Source organism: Lentzea tibetensis (assembly GCF_007845675.1).
GTDB lineage: Bacteria > Actinomycetota > Actinomycetes > Mycobacteriales > Pseudonocardiaceae > Lentzea > Lentzea tibetensis.
Genome location: NZ_VOBR01000014.1, coordinates 217,314 through 230,400 on the forward strand (window position 1 = coordinate 217,314; position 13,087 = coordinate 230,400).

At 68.9% G+C, this 13,087-nt stretch carries 13 protein-coding genes; 5 read left to right on the plus strand and 8 right to left on the minus strand.

The genetic code is table 11. The features are described 5' to 3' along the window. Positions 1–55: 55 nt before the first annotated feature. Genes FKR81_RS23030 through FKR81_RS23040 form a run of 3 tightly spaced genes read right to left on the minus strand, consistent with a single transcriptional unit; the run spans position 56 to position 3,000 of the window. Positions 56–1,138, minus strand: a complete 1,083-nt coding sequence (locus tag FKR81_RS23030) for an XdhC family protein (protein WP_146354213.1) — start codon at positions 1,136–1,138, stop codon at positions 56–58. Beyond that, positions 1,131–2,138, minus strand: a complete 1,008-nt coding sequence (locus tag FKR81_RS23035; protein ID WP_146354215.1) for a vWA domain-containing protein — start codon at positions 2,136–2,138, stop codon at positions 1,131–1,133. Before FKR81_RS23035 ends, FKR81_RS23030 begins: the two co-directional genes overlap by 8 nt. Before the next feature lie 19 nt (positions 2,139–2,157). Continuing rightward, entirely contained in the window at positions 2,158–3,000 is an 843-nt protein-coding gene (locus FKR81_RS23040) for an AAA family ATPase (protein ID WP_146354217.1), read from the minus strand. 80 nt (positions 3,001–3,080) lie between these two features. Here FKR81_RS23040 and FKR81_RS23045 point away from each other — a divergent pair, with 80 nt between their 5' ends. Further along, positions 3,081–3,305 (plus strand): PspC domain-containing protein, encoded by a 225-nt coding sequence (locus FKR81_RS23045; protein WP_146354219.1) that lies wholly within the window; start codon positions 3,081–3,083, stop codon positions 3,303–3,305. Positions 3,306–3,317: 12 nt separating this feature from the next. On the opposite strand, the gene FKR81_RS23050 is transcribed toward FKR81_RS23045, so the two are convergent. The 5 genes from FKR81_RS23050 to FKR81_RS23070 form a co-directional block, all read right to left on the minus strand. Next, entirely contained in the window at positions 3,318–4,700 is a 1,383-nt protein-coding gene (locus FKR81_RS23050) for a beta-N-acetylhexosaminidase (RefSeq protein WP_146354221.1), read from the minus strand. Next, a complete protein-coding gene (locus tag FKR81_RS23055) occupies positions 4,697–5,530 on the minus strand; it encodes a carbohydrate ABC transporter permease (protein WP_146354223.1) in 834 nt (277 codons plus the stop codon). Before FKR81_RS23055 ends, FKR81_RS23050 begins: the two co-directional genes overlap by 4 nt. Beyond that, positions 5,527–6,405, minus strand: coding sequence for a carbohydrate ABC transporter permease (locus FKR81_RS23060; protein WP_146354282.1), 879 nt, complete (start codon positions 6,403–6,405; stop codon positions 5,527–5,529). Before FKR81_RS23060 ends, FKR81_RS23055 begins: the two co-directional genes overlap by 4 nt. Next, positions 6,405–7,682 carry an extracellular solute-binding protein gene (locus tag FKR81_RS23065; RefSeq protein WP_146354225.1) on the minus strand — a complete coding sequence of 426 codons (1,278 nt, stop codon included), beginning with the start codon at positions 7,680–7,682 and terminating at the stop codon, positions 6,405–6,407. The genes FKR81_RS23060 and FKR81_RS23065 overlap by 1 nt, the downstream gene beginning before the upstream one ends. A gap of 88 nt (positions 7,683–7,770) precedes the next feature. Beyond that, on the minus strand, positions 7,771–8,430 hold the full coding sequence (locus FKR81_RS23070; protein WP_146354226.1) for a copper homeostasis protein CutC: 660 nt from the start codon (positions 8,428–8,430) through the stop codon (positions 7,771–7,773). A 152-nt stretch (positions 8,431–8,582) separates the two neighbouring features. On the opposite strand from FKR81_RS23070, the gene FKR81_RS23075 reads away from it, so the two are divergent. The 4 genes from FKR81_RS23075 (at position 8,583) to FKR81_RS23090 (ending at position 12,757) form a co-directional block, all read left to right on the plus strand. After that, positions 8,583–8,762, plus strand: a complete 180-nt coding sequence (locus tag FKR81_RS23075) for a hypothetical protein (protein ID WP_146354228.1) — start codon at positions 8,583–8,585, stop codon at positions 8,760–8,762. Between the two features lie 230 nt (positions 8,763–8,992). Continuing rightward, positions 8,993–9,598 carry an RNA polymerase sigma factor gene (locus FKR81_RS23080; protein WP_146354230.1) on the plus strand — a complete coding sequence of 202 codons (606 nt, stop codon included), beginning with the start codon at positions 8,993–8,995 and terminating at the stop codon, positions 9,596–9,598. Positions 9,599–9,603: 5 nt separating this feature from the next. Next, positions 9,604–10,080 carry a carboxypeptidase regulatory-like domain-containing protein gene (locus FKR81_RS23085; RefSeq protein WP_407936542.1) on the plus strand — a complete coding sequence of 159 codons (477 nt, stop codon included), beginning with the start codon at positions 9,604–9,606 and terminating at the stop codon, positions 10,078–10,080. A gap of 124 nt (positions 10,081–10,204) precedes the next feature. After that, positions 10,205–12,757: a CHAT domain-containing protein gene (locus FKR81_RS23090; protein ID WP_235921709.1), complete on the plus strand. Its 2,553-nt coding sequence runs from the start codon at positions 10,205–10,207 to the stop codon at positions 12,755–12,757. Positions 12,758–13,087: the final 330 nt, after the last annotated feature.

A 13,087-nucleotide genomic window follows, 5' to 3' on the forward strand; every position in this document is an offset into this window, starting at 1 on the left:
CTGTGTGACGAGGGTCACCCCAGCCTCCACCCGGTTGAGCCTTCACACAACCCGATCAGCGGTGGATCGGCAGGCTCAGCTCGCTGAGCCGCGAACCACTTCCGTTCCACCGCCGGGAGATGATCTCCGCGGCGATCGACACCGCGGTCTCCTCCGGTGTGCGCGCGCCGAGATCGAGCCCGATCGGTGAGCTCAACGTCGCCAGTTCGCTCTCGGTCAGCCCGGCTTCGCGCAGCCGCGCGAGGCGATCTTCGTGCGTTCGCCGCGAGCCCATCGCGCCGACGTAGCCGACCTTGAGCCGCAACGCGACCTCCAGCAGCGGCACGTCGAACTTCGGGTCGTGCGTCAGCACCGCGATGACGGTGCGCTCGTCGAGCTTGTCCGCGATCTTCGCCAGATACCGGTGCGGCCAGTCGACGATCACCTCGTCGGCCTCCGGAAAACGCGTCTTCGTCGCGAACACCGGCCGCGCGTCGCACACCGTGACCCGGTAGCCGAGGAACGAGCCGAGCCTGGCCATCGCGGCCGCGAAGTCGATCGCGCCGAACACCAGCAGCCGCGGCGGCGGCTCGAACGAGTTGACGAAGACGTCCATGCCCTCGCCCCGGCGCTGCCCGTCCGGCCCGTAGTGGAGCACCCCGCTGCGGCCGCTGGCGAGCATGCCGCGCGCGTCGTCGGTGACCGCGTCGTCGGCCCGTGCCGAGCCGAGAGTGCCCGCCCTGCGGTCCGGCCAGATGACCATGCGACGGCCGGGGCTCGTGATGACGGTGGCGATCGCGACCGGCTGCTCGGCCCGGACGGTCTCAACGACGTCGGGTAGTTCCGGGAAGTTCTCCCGGTTGATCTTCTCGACGTAGATGTCGATGATCCCGCCGCAGGTCAGGCCGACCGCGAACGCGTCGTCGTCGCTCACGCCGTAGCGCTGGAGCACCGGGGTCTCACTGCCCTGTGCCAGCTCGTAGACCGCGCCCTCGACGCACCCGCCGGACACGCTGCCGGTGACCGTGCCGTCCGGCGCGACGAGCATCGCCGCTCCCGGTGGCCGCGGGGCGGAGCTGAACGTCGCGACGACCGTGCCGACCCCGACCGTCTCGCCGCAGTCGACCCGTTCGGCCAGCTCGAACAACACGTCACGCACGACGCACCTCACTCAGCAGTTCTCGCAGCGCTTCCAGGCTGTGACCGGCGACGAGCCGGTCGACGTGCGGCAGTGCCGCCAGGATGCCCGACTGCACCGGCTCGTACCCCGGCTTGCCCGCGTGCGGGTTGGCCCAGATGACGGCGTGGGAGGTTCTTCTGATTCTTCGGATCTGCTCCGCCAGCAGTTGTGGATCACCACGTTCCCACCCGTCGGAGAACAGGACGACGACGGCCCCGCGCTGCCGCCACTGCCGGGTGAACGCCTGGAGCGTCTCACCGAGCCGGGTGCCGCCCTCGTAGTCCGGCACGGCCCTGGCGACGGCCCGCATGGCCTGCTCGGGGTCGCGTTCCCGCAGCTGGCGCGTCACGCGGGTCAGCCGGGTGCCGATCGTGTGCACCTCGACGGGCATCGACCTGGCCAGCACGTGCGCGAACCTGATGAGGCCGTCGGCGTAGGCGCTCATCGAGCCGGACACGTCGATCAGCAGCACCACCCGGCGCGGCTTGCGCGTCCTCCTGCGGTGTTCGGGCAGGACGATCTCGCCACCGGCCTCGATCATCTTCCGGATCGTGCGGCGCGGGTCGACCGGTCCCTTGGCCGCCTTGCGCATCCGGCGCGCCCTGCGCTTCGGCGGTACCGGGCGCAGCTGTTTCAGCAGCTGCCGGAACGCTTCCCGCTCCCGCGGGTTCAGTTCGGAGAAGTCCTTGTGCCGCAGCACTTCCACGTCACTGGCCGCGAGACCGAGCCGCAGCTGCTCGACGGTGACCTCGATCCTGGGACGCATCCGCGGTCGTTCGCCGCCGAACCACGCCTGGAACGCCTTGTCGTAACGCGGCAGGTCGTCCGGGTCCGCGCACAGCGTCAGCCTGCCCGCCCAGTAGAGGTCGACGTGCCCGGCCGCGCGCAGGTACGCCTGCACCCGGTCCGGGCCGCAGGCGAGGCCGGCCGCGCGCAGCACGCGGGTGAAGCCCACGCAGACGGAGAGCGCGTCGCTCATCCCTCGATTGTGCGCCTAGTCAGCCGGCCAGACCGGCGCGGAGAGCGCGTTCGGCGTCCTCGCGGTACTTGAGAACCGCGCCCAGGGTCGCCGCCGCGGACTCGGTGTCCAGGGTGTCGCGGCCGAGAGCCAGCAGCGCCTGCGCCCAGTCCAGCGACTCGGCCACCCCCGGCGGTTTCACCAGGTCCATCGCCCGCAACCGGTGCACGGCGGCCGCGACCTGCGCGGCGAGCCGTTCCGACAGATCCGGCAACCGCCGCCGCAGGATCGCCACTTCACGATCCAACGTGGGGTGCTCCAGCCAGTGGTAGAGGCACCGCCGCTTCAACGCGTCGTGCACCTCGCGCGTGCGGTTGGACGTGAGCACGACCAGCGGCGGCACCGAGGCGCGCACCTCACCGAACTCGGGGATCGACACGGCGTTCTCCGAGAGCACCTCCAGCAGGAACGCCTCGAACTCGTCGTCCGCCCGGTCGATCTCGTCGACCAGCAGCACGCACGGCGCCGACTCCAGCGCCTGCAGCAGCGGCCGCGCGAGCAGGAACCGTCGCGTGTAGAGCGACGCCTCGTCGACCGAACCGGACGACTCCAGCACCCGCAGGTGCATCAGCTGACGCGGGAAGTCCCAGTCGTACAGCGCCTGCGTGGCGTCGATGCCCTCGTGGCACTGGAGCCGGATCAGCGGCACGTCCAAAGCCGACGACAGGGCCAGTGCCAGCGACGTCTTGCCGGTGCCCGGCTCGCCCTCGAGGAACAGCGGCCGCCCCATCGCGACGGCGAGGAACGCCGCCGTCGCGATGCCGCCGTCCGGCAGGTACCCGGTGGCCGAGAGCCCTGAGGCCAGCTCCTCGGGGGTGTCCATGAGTCCGATGCTAAGGCTCAGGGTCGGGTTCCGGGTGGTCACCGATGTGCCGGGGCTCCGAAATCACGAGCATTGATGCCATGACGAACGACGCTTTCGCCAACGCGACCACCGAGATCAAGAAACTCCGCCGCAGCCGCAGCGACAAGATGGTCGCCGGTGTCTGCGGTGGTGCCGCCAAGCTGCTCGGCGTGGACGCCGCGCTCATCCGCATCGGCCTCGTGGCCGCCACCCTCCTCGGCTTCGGCACGGGGGCGGTGCTCTACATCGCCGCGTGGATCCTCATGCCGGAGGAAGAGGTGTGACCCCAGGGGGAACTAACGGGGGAAGCCGGGGACGCCGGGCATCGTCTGCCAGGGGTGGGGGCCGGACAGGGGCCGGTACTCCACGCCGAGCGCGTCCAGGCGGGGGAGGTGGTGTGCGGTCAGCCGCTCGAGGAAACCGGGGTCCTTCTCCGGCGGGCTCCACACCACCTCCGCGAACGCCGCGAGCCGGGGGAACGCGGCGTAGTCCAGGCGCCGCGCCGAGTCGAGGTGCTCGGTCCACAGGTTCGCCTGCGCGCCGAGCACGCGGCCCGGTTCCGAGCCGGTGACCGACCGCGGCACCGGCTCGAAGGCGTACACGTCCTCCAGCGACAGCACGGTCCCGACCGGGATCGGCTCGTCGGGCGAGGACGACTGCCGGTAGTCCAGGTACACCGAGGACTCCGGGCACATCACGACGTCGTGCCCGTCGCGCAACGCGACCAGCCCGCCGTCGACACCGCGCCACGACGCCACGACCGTCCCGGTCGGCAACGGGCCTGCCTCGACGACCTCGTCCCACCCGTACGGCCGCCGGCCGCGCCGCACCAGGTGCTTCGCGATCTGCCGGACGAACTCGCCGTCACCACCGGGCGCCTCGTCGCCGCCGAACCCGATCACCGGTGACACGAAGACGTCCATCAGCTCGTCGAACACGTCGCGATAGAAGTCCAAAGTGGACGATTTGTCGTTGAGGACGCGCGGGTTGACGCCCCAGTCCGTCCACACGCCACCGCCATCGGTGCCCAGCTCCGGGTAGGCCGCGATCGCCGCCTGACTGTGGCCGGGCACGTCGATCTCGGGCACCACGGTCACGTGTCTGCGCGCCGCGTACTCGACGATCTCACGCAGGTCGTTCTGCGTGTAGTAACCGCCGTGCGGCCGGTCCGTCGACAGCTTCGCCCGCCGGTCGCCATAACGCGAGGTCGGCCGCCAGCCGCCGACCTCGGTCAACCGCGGGTACTTCTGCACCTCGAAGCGCCAGCCCTGGTCGTCGGTCAGGTGCAGGTGCAGGACGTTGAGCTTGTGCGCCGCCAGCAGGTCCACGTACCGCAGCAGGTCGTGCTTGGGCAGGAAGTGCCGCGCCACGTCGATCATGCAGCCGCGCCACGCGAACCGCGGGTGGTCGACGACCGTGCACGCGGGCAGCACCCACTGCTCATCATGGATCGGCGCCGCGCGCAACGCGTCCGGCCCGAGCAGCTGCTTGATCGTCTGCCACGCGTAGAACACGCCCGCCTCGTCGGAGGCCTCGATGTCCACCTCGGACGGCGTGACCGTCAGCCGGTAGCCCTCCGGCGGACCCGAGGTCACCCGGATGCGCGGCCGCACGGCGTCGTCGCTGCGGTACTCCCCTTCGCCTCTCGTGAACGAGACCGGGCGCGGCAGCAGCGTCATCCCTTCACCGCCCCGGCGAGCCCGGACACGAGGTTCCGCTGCACCAGCACGAAGAACACCAGCACCGGAATGGTCATCAGGGTCGAACCAGCCATGATCGCGCCCCAGTCGTTCTGGTCGGGCTTGACGAAGACCTGCAGCGCCAGCGGGAGCGTCTGGTTCTCCGCGGCGGAGATGATGAACGTCTTGGCGAACAGGAAGTCGTTCCAGGCGTGGATGAACGACAGCACCGACGTCGCCACCAGACCAGGCGCCACCAGCGGGAAGAGCACCTGCCACAGGAAGCGGAACCGCGAGGCGCCGTCGAGCGTGGCGGCCTCCTCCAGCTCGACCGGCACGGCCGCGACGAAGCCGCGCAGCATCCAGATCGCGAACGGCAGGCTGAACGCCAGGTGCACCAGCACGAGCGAGCCGAGGTGGTTCAGCCCGAACCACGGCACGGCGTCGCCGACCGACCGCATCAGGAAGAACAGCGGCACCGTCAACGCCTCGACCGGCACCATCTGCACGACCAGGAGCATGATCAACAGCGTGGTGCGCGACCTGAACCGGAAGCGCGTCAACGCCGTCGCCGCGAGAAATGAGATCAACAGGCTCAGCGCCACCACGATCAGCGCCACGACCACGCTGTTCACGAAGTAGCGCCCGAAGCTCTGCACGGTCAGCGCGCGGGTGAAGCTGTCCAGCGAGGGCCGCAGCGTCCACGGGCGCGGGTCGGCCGAGATGACCTCGTCCTCCGGCTTGAACGCGCTCAGCACCATCCAGAACAGCGGGAACGCCACGACGCCCGCGATCACGACGGTGATCGACTCCAGCACCCCGCGCCTCACAGCACCTCCCCCTGTCGCTTGAGCGCCCGCAGGTAGAACACGGTGATCGCGAGCAGCACCGCGGTCATGACGACGCCGATCGCCGCGCCCAGCCCGTACTCCGACGCCGCGAACGCCTGCTGGTAGGCGTAGACGTTGAGCACGAGGTTGCGCCCGGCGATGCCGCCGCCGTTCGTCATGACGTAGATCTGCGTGAACACCTTGAAGTCCCAGATGATCGACTGGATCGTCACGACGATCAGCAGCGGCTTCAGCAGCGGCAGCGTCACGCTCACCGCGGTGCGCGCCGTCGACGCGCCGTCCAATGCGGCCGCCTCCAGCACCTCGGTCGGGATCGCCTTGATGCCCGCGTACAGCGTCACCATGACGAACGGGAACGAGCACCAGATCACCTGCGCCGCGACGAGCCCGAACGCCGTCCACTTGTCGAAGGTCCACGAGAACCCGGTCGTGCCGAGCACCTCGTTGACGAACCCGAAGTTCGCGTCGAACAGGAACAGCCAGATCGTCGACCCGGCGACCGCGGGCGTGGACCACGCGCCGAGAGCCGCGAGGAACAGCACCATCCGCGCCCACGTGCGCACCCGCGTGCACAGGATCGCGAGCGCAGTCCCGACGAGCAGTGAGCCGACCACGCAGACCGCCGCGAAGCCGACGGTCTGCCCGAGCACGGTCCAGAACTGCTGCTGCCCCAACAGCGTCCGGTAGTTCCCCAGGCCGAGGAAGGTCAGCGGCGCACCGCCGCTGACCTGCTCCTGGCCGTAGTCGAACAGCGAGATCAGCACCAGCTGGTAGATCGGGTAGGCCAGCAGCCCGCCGAGCACCAGCAGCGCCGGGGTCAGGTAGCCGTACGCGACCCGCCCCTGGTTGCGCATCACGACGCGAAGGCCGCGTTCATCGCATCGGCGGCGGTCTTGGTCGCGGCGTTCACGTCCTTCGCGCCGGTGACGACCTCCTGGATCATCGTCGGCAGCACGGCCTGCGCCTCGATCTTCGCCCAGCTCGGCGTGACCGGGACGAACTTCGTGCCGGACTTCAGCGTCGCCGTGAACGGCTCCAGGAACTTGTCGGACTCGGCGACCTGCTGCTGCACGTCGCTGAACGTCGGCAGGTTGCCCATCGCCGCGTACATCTTCTGCTGGTACTTCTTGCTGGCCAGCAGCTGCACGAACTCGGTCGACAACGACTTGCGCTGGGTGCCCTTGAGCACGCCGAGCAGGTTGCCGCCGGCGAACGCGGGCGCGATCGAGCCCTCGGTCTTGCCGGGCAGCGGGACCACTCCGTACTTGCCTGCGGCCGCGCTGGCGTCGACGGACTTGCGGTTGAAGTCGCCGCCGATCGTCATGGCCGCCTTGCCGGTGCGGAAGCCCTCGACGCTCGCGTCACCACCGTTGCCCGCGCACTGCGCAGGCGGGCAGATGTCGTCCTTGACCAGCTCGGCGTACTTCGCGACGCCCGCCTTCGCCTGCTCGCTGTCCACAGTGGACGTGAACTTGCCGCCGTCGGACTTGGCGATGTCGCCGCCCTGCGCCCAGATGAACGGCAGCGCGGCGAAGAGGTACTTGCCGCCCGCCGAGATGCCGAGCATGTCCGGCTTGGCCTGGCGGATCCTGCGCGCGATGGGAGCGATCTCGTCGAGCGTCTTCGGCGGCTGGATGCCCAGCTCGGCGAACACGTCCGTGCGGTAGTACAACGCGCGCACGCCGACGAACCACGGCACGCCGTAGACCTTGCCGTCGACCTTCGCGGTGTCCAGCACGGTCGGCACGAGGTCCTTGCTCTCGCCCCACTTGGACAGGTCGAGATCCGAGAACCCGCCCGCCGACACGTACCCCGCGAGGTCGGTGTTGCCGAACTCGGCGACGTCCGGCGCGCTCTTCGGGTCGCTGAACGCGGCTTTGAAGCGTTCCGCCCGCGTCTGCACCTGGATGTACTGCACGTCGACCGTGACACCGGAGTGCGCGGACTCGAACTCGGCGATGGCGTCCTTCACCACCGCCTCCTTCGGACCGCGGTTGACCTCGTCGAACAGCCACACCCTCAGCTGCCCGGTCTTCTCGTCCGCACCAGAGCTCGACGGTCCCGACTGCACCGGCGCGCAGGCGACGACCGCACCCACGCCCAGTACGGCCACGAATCGCTTAAGCCGCATGACCCCGCCCCTCATCTTGCGTTGCACTATCTGCAACAGCTATTTCGTAGGAAGCAACGAGCATGCTAGAACTGTCTGCGGCAAGGGTCTAGACCAGACGATCCACCCATTCCCGGACAGCCACCGCTGAGACCGGCGAGTCCCAGCCGGACCGCACCGCGCTGCCCACGTGGAACCCCGTCACGCCCGCCGCGCGCAGCTCGTCCAGGTGCGCCAGCTTCAGCCCGCCGCCGACGAGCAGCCGCACGCGGTCCTGCTGCGCCGCCAGTTCGCGCAACACCGGAAGTCCATCGGCGACACCGCGCGGACTGCCGGCCGCGAGCACCGTGTCGCAGCCCAGCCCGGCGACGGTCTGCCACGACCGGCGCACGTCCGCGGAGTTGTCCAGCGCGCGGTGGAACGTCCAGCGGCAGCCGTCCAGCTCGGCGAGCAGGTTGAGGCAGACGCCCTCGTCGATCTCGTCGCCCGCGTCGAGGAAACCGAGCACGAACTCGGATGCACCCGCCTCCCGCAGCTCGGCCGCGGTGCGCCGCAGCTCCTTCAGGTCCTTGGGTGCGAAGCCGGTCGTGTCGCGCAGCATCACGCGGACCGGCAGATCGGTGGCGGACAGGACGTCGCGAAGCGTCTCGGCCGACGGGGTGAGCCCGTCCGAGTCCATGTCCGCGACGAGCTCGAGCCGGTGCGCCCCACCGGCCTGCGCGGCCTCGGCGTCCGCGGCGTCCAGTGCGATCACTTCGAGGAGATCCATGGTCTAGACCATACTGGAACTGCAATTTGCTTTGGCGAAACGGTGAACGGGACGCGGTTCGCGAACGTCTCACACGCATCTGTATCTGCGTCTCAGTTGACTGCTCTGAACAGGTAAGCCGGCCTCGAATGTCGGCCTAAGGAGGGGTAACGATGAGTGAGCAAACGCTGACCGAGCAGATCCCCGGCTACGCCCCACCGGTGAAGACCTGCCCGAACTGCCCCTACTGCCCAGAGGGGTGGGTGGTTGGCCCCAACGGTCACCACGAAACCAATGGTGGCGGCACGACGACGACCGGCCACCACGAGACCAACGGCGGTCCGGTCGCCTGAGAAAACCGGCGAGGTGAGCGATCGGTTCGAGGGGTCCGATCGCAAGCTCCCGCCACGACGGCCCGTGATGACGAGGGGGAGTCACGGGCCGTTGGCGTTCTCGGAGGAAGATGAACTCAGCGGCGGTCTGATACTGCTCCATTCGAGTGAATCACGTATCTACCGCCCAGTTAGTTCCTCCTGAGTTGGCGGACGGCGCTGACCAGGGCGGCCGATCGGAGGTGTTGGGCGTGGGCGAGCTGCACACGGCAGACGAACACCCGCCGTGGGACGGATTGGAAGGCACCGAACGCCACGCCGTGTGCATCGAGGCGGCCAGGGACGGCAACCGGCTCGCACTGGACGTGCTGGTCGCGGAGCTGACACCGCTGGTGTGGCACGTGGCGCGCGGACAGGGTCTCGACCGGAACGTCGCAGAGGACGTCGTGCAGACGGTCTGGCTGGCTCTGCTGCGCAACCTCGGGAACCTGCACGAGCCGCGTGCGCTCGTGGGGTGGCTCGTCGTCACAACGAGGCGTGAAGCGCGGCGAACCTGGCAACCCAACAAGCGTGAGACAGCGCTGTCGGACGAGTTCGCCGAGCAACTGGAGTCCGAGACGGGACTTCCGGAGGACGTGACGCTCATCGACGACAGGGACCGTCGCCTGTGGGCTGCTTTCGGGCGGCTGAACAGGCGCTGCCAGGAACTGTTGCGGCTCACCGTGCTCGCGGGGCGCGCCGAGTACCGAGCGGTCGCCGAGGCGCTGTCCATGCCGCACGGCAGCATCGGCCCGACCAGGGGACGGTGCCTGACCCTGTTGCGGGGCTATCTGGAAACGGAAGGAGGATCGCGGTGAACGACATCGACCCGCGCGACAACCGTAGAGGCCAAGAGGACACCGCTGTCCTCTCCGAACTGAACAGGCTGGTGGACGAAATCGATCCGCCGCCCGCGGACCTCTTGGACCGCGTCAAGTTCGCGATCGCGCTGGAGGATCTGGACGTCGAGGTCGCACGCTGGGAGCGCGCCGGATCGTTCGCGGGCGTGCGCGGCGGCCAGACGGGCACGATCACGTTCACCGTCGACAACCTGACGCTGATGGTCAACTTCACGTCGACCGGCTCCCGCCACCGCATCGACGGCTGGCTGGTACCCGCGGGCGAGCACACGGTCGAGGTACGCGTGGCCGACCACCAGTCGAGCACGACGAAGGCCGACGACGGCGGCCGTTTCGTGCTGGCGGACGTGCCGACCGGCACGACCCAGATCCTGGTGCACCTGGTCAACTCCCGCGGCGAACCCGGCAGAACGGTAGTCACCCCGACGATCATGTTGTGAACGTGACCCGATCGGGCTAGGAACAGGGCCCTTTGGAAGGCGCACCGGACCTACTCGGTGTGTTGCCATTGGGTACGTGCCTCGTACTCATCACTCGCTGGTCGTGCCCCAACAGGCCCGCGCAGTGCTGACGGAGGGCGTCGAGGCAGCTGCCGCACTGCGCGAACGTGCCAGGAAGACAGCCGCACAGGGCCGTCCGGCCGAGGCCGTGCGCCTGCTCAGACAGGCCTTGCGCACCCTGCCCGTGAGCACCGGCGACCACGAGGCCATCGCCGTCCGCGTCCGAGTCCTCTGCACCCTGGCCTACGCCGAGGCGGAGATCGCCTCGGTGGCCGACGGCCTGGTCCACCTGGGCACAGCCGCAGACCTGCTGCACGCCGTGCCCAAGGGCCCCGCCCGCGCCGAGCTCGAGGGCTTGGTCCACAGCCAGCACGCCCTGGTCCTGCTGCGCGCCCTGCGCATCACCGAGGCCCTGTCCCTGTTCGACAAGGCAGTCCCCCTCTTCGAACAGGCGAGAGCAGCAGGCGTGGGCGATCCCGCGGTCCTGATCCGCACGATCCTCAACCGCGGCCGCAGCTACATCGACAACGGCCAGATCACCGAGGCCGAGCAGGACATGCGCCGCAGCCAGGACCTGGCCGAACAACACGGCCTGGAAGTACTGCAGGCCAAAGCCCTGGGCAACCTGGGCGACATCGCCCAACTGCAGGGCGACATCCCAGGCGCCCTGGACTTCCACGAACACGCCGAACGAATCTTCCGCCGCCTGGCCCCGGACCTGGTCCCCCGCACCCAGATCGACCAGGCAAGAGCCCTGCTAGCCGCAGGCCTCCCACAGGAAGCGGCAGACCACCTCGACGAGGCCCTCCCAGAACTGCGCAAGAACCGAGCCTCCCAAGACCTGGCCGAGGCCGAACTGGCCCGAGCCGCAGCAGCCCTACTACTGGGCGACCTCCCACTGGCCCGCACCATGGCAGGCGCGGCGAGGGCCCGCTTCGCCCGCAGAGGAAGCGGCGCCTGGGCCGAGGTAGCAGCACTGACCCGCATGCGCGCAGACGCCCTGATCGCACTGGCCGGCACCCCGTCCCGCTCAGCGTCCCCGAGCAAGGCCACAGCCCTGGCCGACCGCTTGGCGTCCAAGGGCCTCTCCGACGAGGCGTCGATGGCGAGAATGCTGGCCGTACGCCTGGCCTGCCGCAGAGGCTCCCTGAAAATCGCAAGGGCCCTGGTGGCCACCGTCCCGTCCCCAGGCCCGCACACCCCGATCGACCACCGCATGCTCCTGCGCCTGTGCCGGGCAGAACTGGCCACCACTCCACAACGAGCCCTGGCCGAGGCGAACGCAGGAATGACCGAACTGTCCCAGGTCCGCGACAGAATGGGCGGCCTGGACCTCCTCTGCGGCACCGCAGTACACGGCCGCGAACTCGGCGAACTGGCAGTGGGCCTGGTCCTGTCCTCAGGCGATCCCCACGAGATCTTCAACTGGGTGGAACGAACCCGAGCCCAGGTCTACCGCTACGAACCACTCCCGGTGATAGACGATCCCACCCTGGCCTCACGGGTGACCGAACTCCGCTCCCTGGCGAGAACAATGCAACAGGCCCGCCTGGAGGGCCGCCCAGTAGCAGCCCAGGAATCCCGCTTCGACGCGCTACGCCGAGAGGTGGCCCGCCTGGGCTGGCACACGTCCCCGTGGGGCCGCCCCCGCCCGGTGACGACACTCCCAGACGTGATCACCGCCCTGGCCGACCGAGCTCTGGTGACCTTCGTGGTCCACGACGACTCACTGGCCGCAGTGGTGGTCTCCGCAGGCTCAGTCTCCTTGGTACGCCTGGGCTCCGCCCTGACAGCAGCAGAAACAGCCCGCCAACTCCACGCCGACCTGGACGTACTGGCACCGGACCACCTACCCCCGATGCTGGTGGACGCGGTAACCACATCCGCATCCCGCCGAGCCGCACTTCTCGACGCCCAACTCATCTCCCCGCTGCACCAGGTGATCGGCACCCGCGACCTGGTGGTGGTTCCGACCGGCGAGCTGTACGCAGTCCCTTGGGGCGCTTTGCCTTCACTGCACGGCCGCCCAGTGGTGGTAGCTCCGTCAGCAACGGCCTGGCTGGCCGCGTCCGAGGCAGTGCCCTCCGCAACCCGCGTAGTTCTGGTAGGCGGCCCAGACCTGCCCGAAAGCCTCGGCGAGGTCCGCCGCCTGCGCACCACGTACCCATCAGCGGTACTGCTGGAAGAAGCCACCACCGAAACCGTTCTGCACGAGCTGGACGGTGCCCGCCTGGCTCACATAGCGGCCCACGGCGTACACGCGGCGGACAACGCGTTGTTCTCCCGCCTGGAACTGTTCGACGGCCCCCTGTTCGCCCACGAAACAGCACGCCTAGGACGCCCCCCGGAGCAGGTAGTCCTAGCCGCCTGCGAACTGGCGCTCGCACACATCCGCCCAGGCGACGAAGCCCTGGGCTTCGCAGGCGCATTGCTGGCCAGCGGCTCACACACAGTGGTAGCAGCGGTGAACAAGGTGGGCGACAGAGCAGCAGCACTGACGATGGATGACTTCCACAAACTCCTGTCAGAGGGCAAACCCATCGCCCGAGCACTGGCAGAGGCAACAGCGGTAGACCCACTACACCGCCCATTCGTCTGCTTCGGCTCAGGCCACTGACAACAGTGAAGCCGCAGGCGAGCCGACCAAGAAAACCAGTGGGTGGTGGGGTCTCCGTACGGCGCAGGCGAAGCCCTGCCATATTTTTAGGGCGGGGTCAAGACGTCTTTTGTCTTGACCCCGCCCTAAAAATGCGGCTGCCTCTGGTGCGCCGTACGGAGACCCCACCACCAAAGCAACCATCTACGAAAAGCAACCAGGGACCTCCGGTGGTGCCGGGGTCCGGGGCGGAGCCCAGGCGGGGGCAAGGGGCGGATTCGAGGGATCGTTGCAACACGCATGATCAACTGGCTTCGGTCAGGAGCTTAGCCAGGCGCTCGGCTGGGGTGT

Excerpts from the sequence above, each read along its gene's own strand:
- FKR81_RS23035 (WP_146354215.1), bottom strand. The coding sequence starts at position 2,138 with ATGAGCGACGCGCTCTCCGTCTGCGTGGGCTTCACCCGCGTGCTGCGC.
- FKR81_RS23040 (WP_146354217.1), bottom strand. The coding sequence starts at position 3,000 with ATGGACACCCCCGAGGAGCTGGCCTCAGGGCTCTCGGCCACCGGGTAC.
- FKR81_RS23045 (WP_146354219.1), top strand. The coding sequence starts at position 3,081 with ATGACGAACGACGCTTTCGCCAACGCGACCACCGAGATCAAGAAACTC.
- FKR81_RS23050 (WP_146354221.1), bottom strand. The coding sequence starts at position 4,700 with ATGACGCTGCTGCCGCGCCCGGTCTCGTTCACGAGAGGCGAAGGGGAG.
- FKR81_RS23060 (WP_146354282.1), bottom strand. The coding sequence starts at position 6,405 with ATGCGCAACCAGGGGCGGGTCGCGTACGGCTACCTGACCCCGGCGCTG.
- FKR81_RS23065 (WP_146354225.1), bottom strand. The coding sequence starts at position 7,682 with ATGCGGCTTAAGCGATTCGTGGCCGTACTGGGCGTGGGTGCGGTCGTC.
- FKR81_RS23070 (WP_146354226.1), bottom strand. The coding sequence starts at position 8,430 with ATGGATCTCCTCGAAGTGATCGCACTGGACGCCGCGGACGCCGAGGCC.
- FKR81_RS23075 (WP_146354228.1), top strand. The coding sequence starts at position 8,583 with ATGAGTGAGCAAACGCTGACCGAGCAGATCCCCGGCTACGCCCCACCG.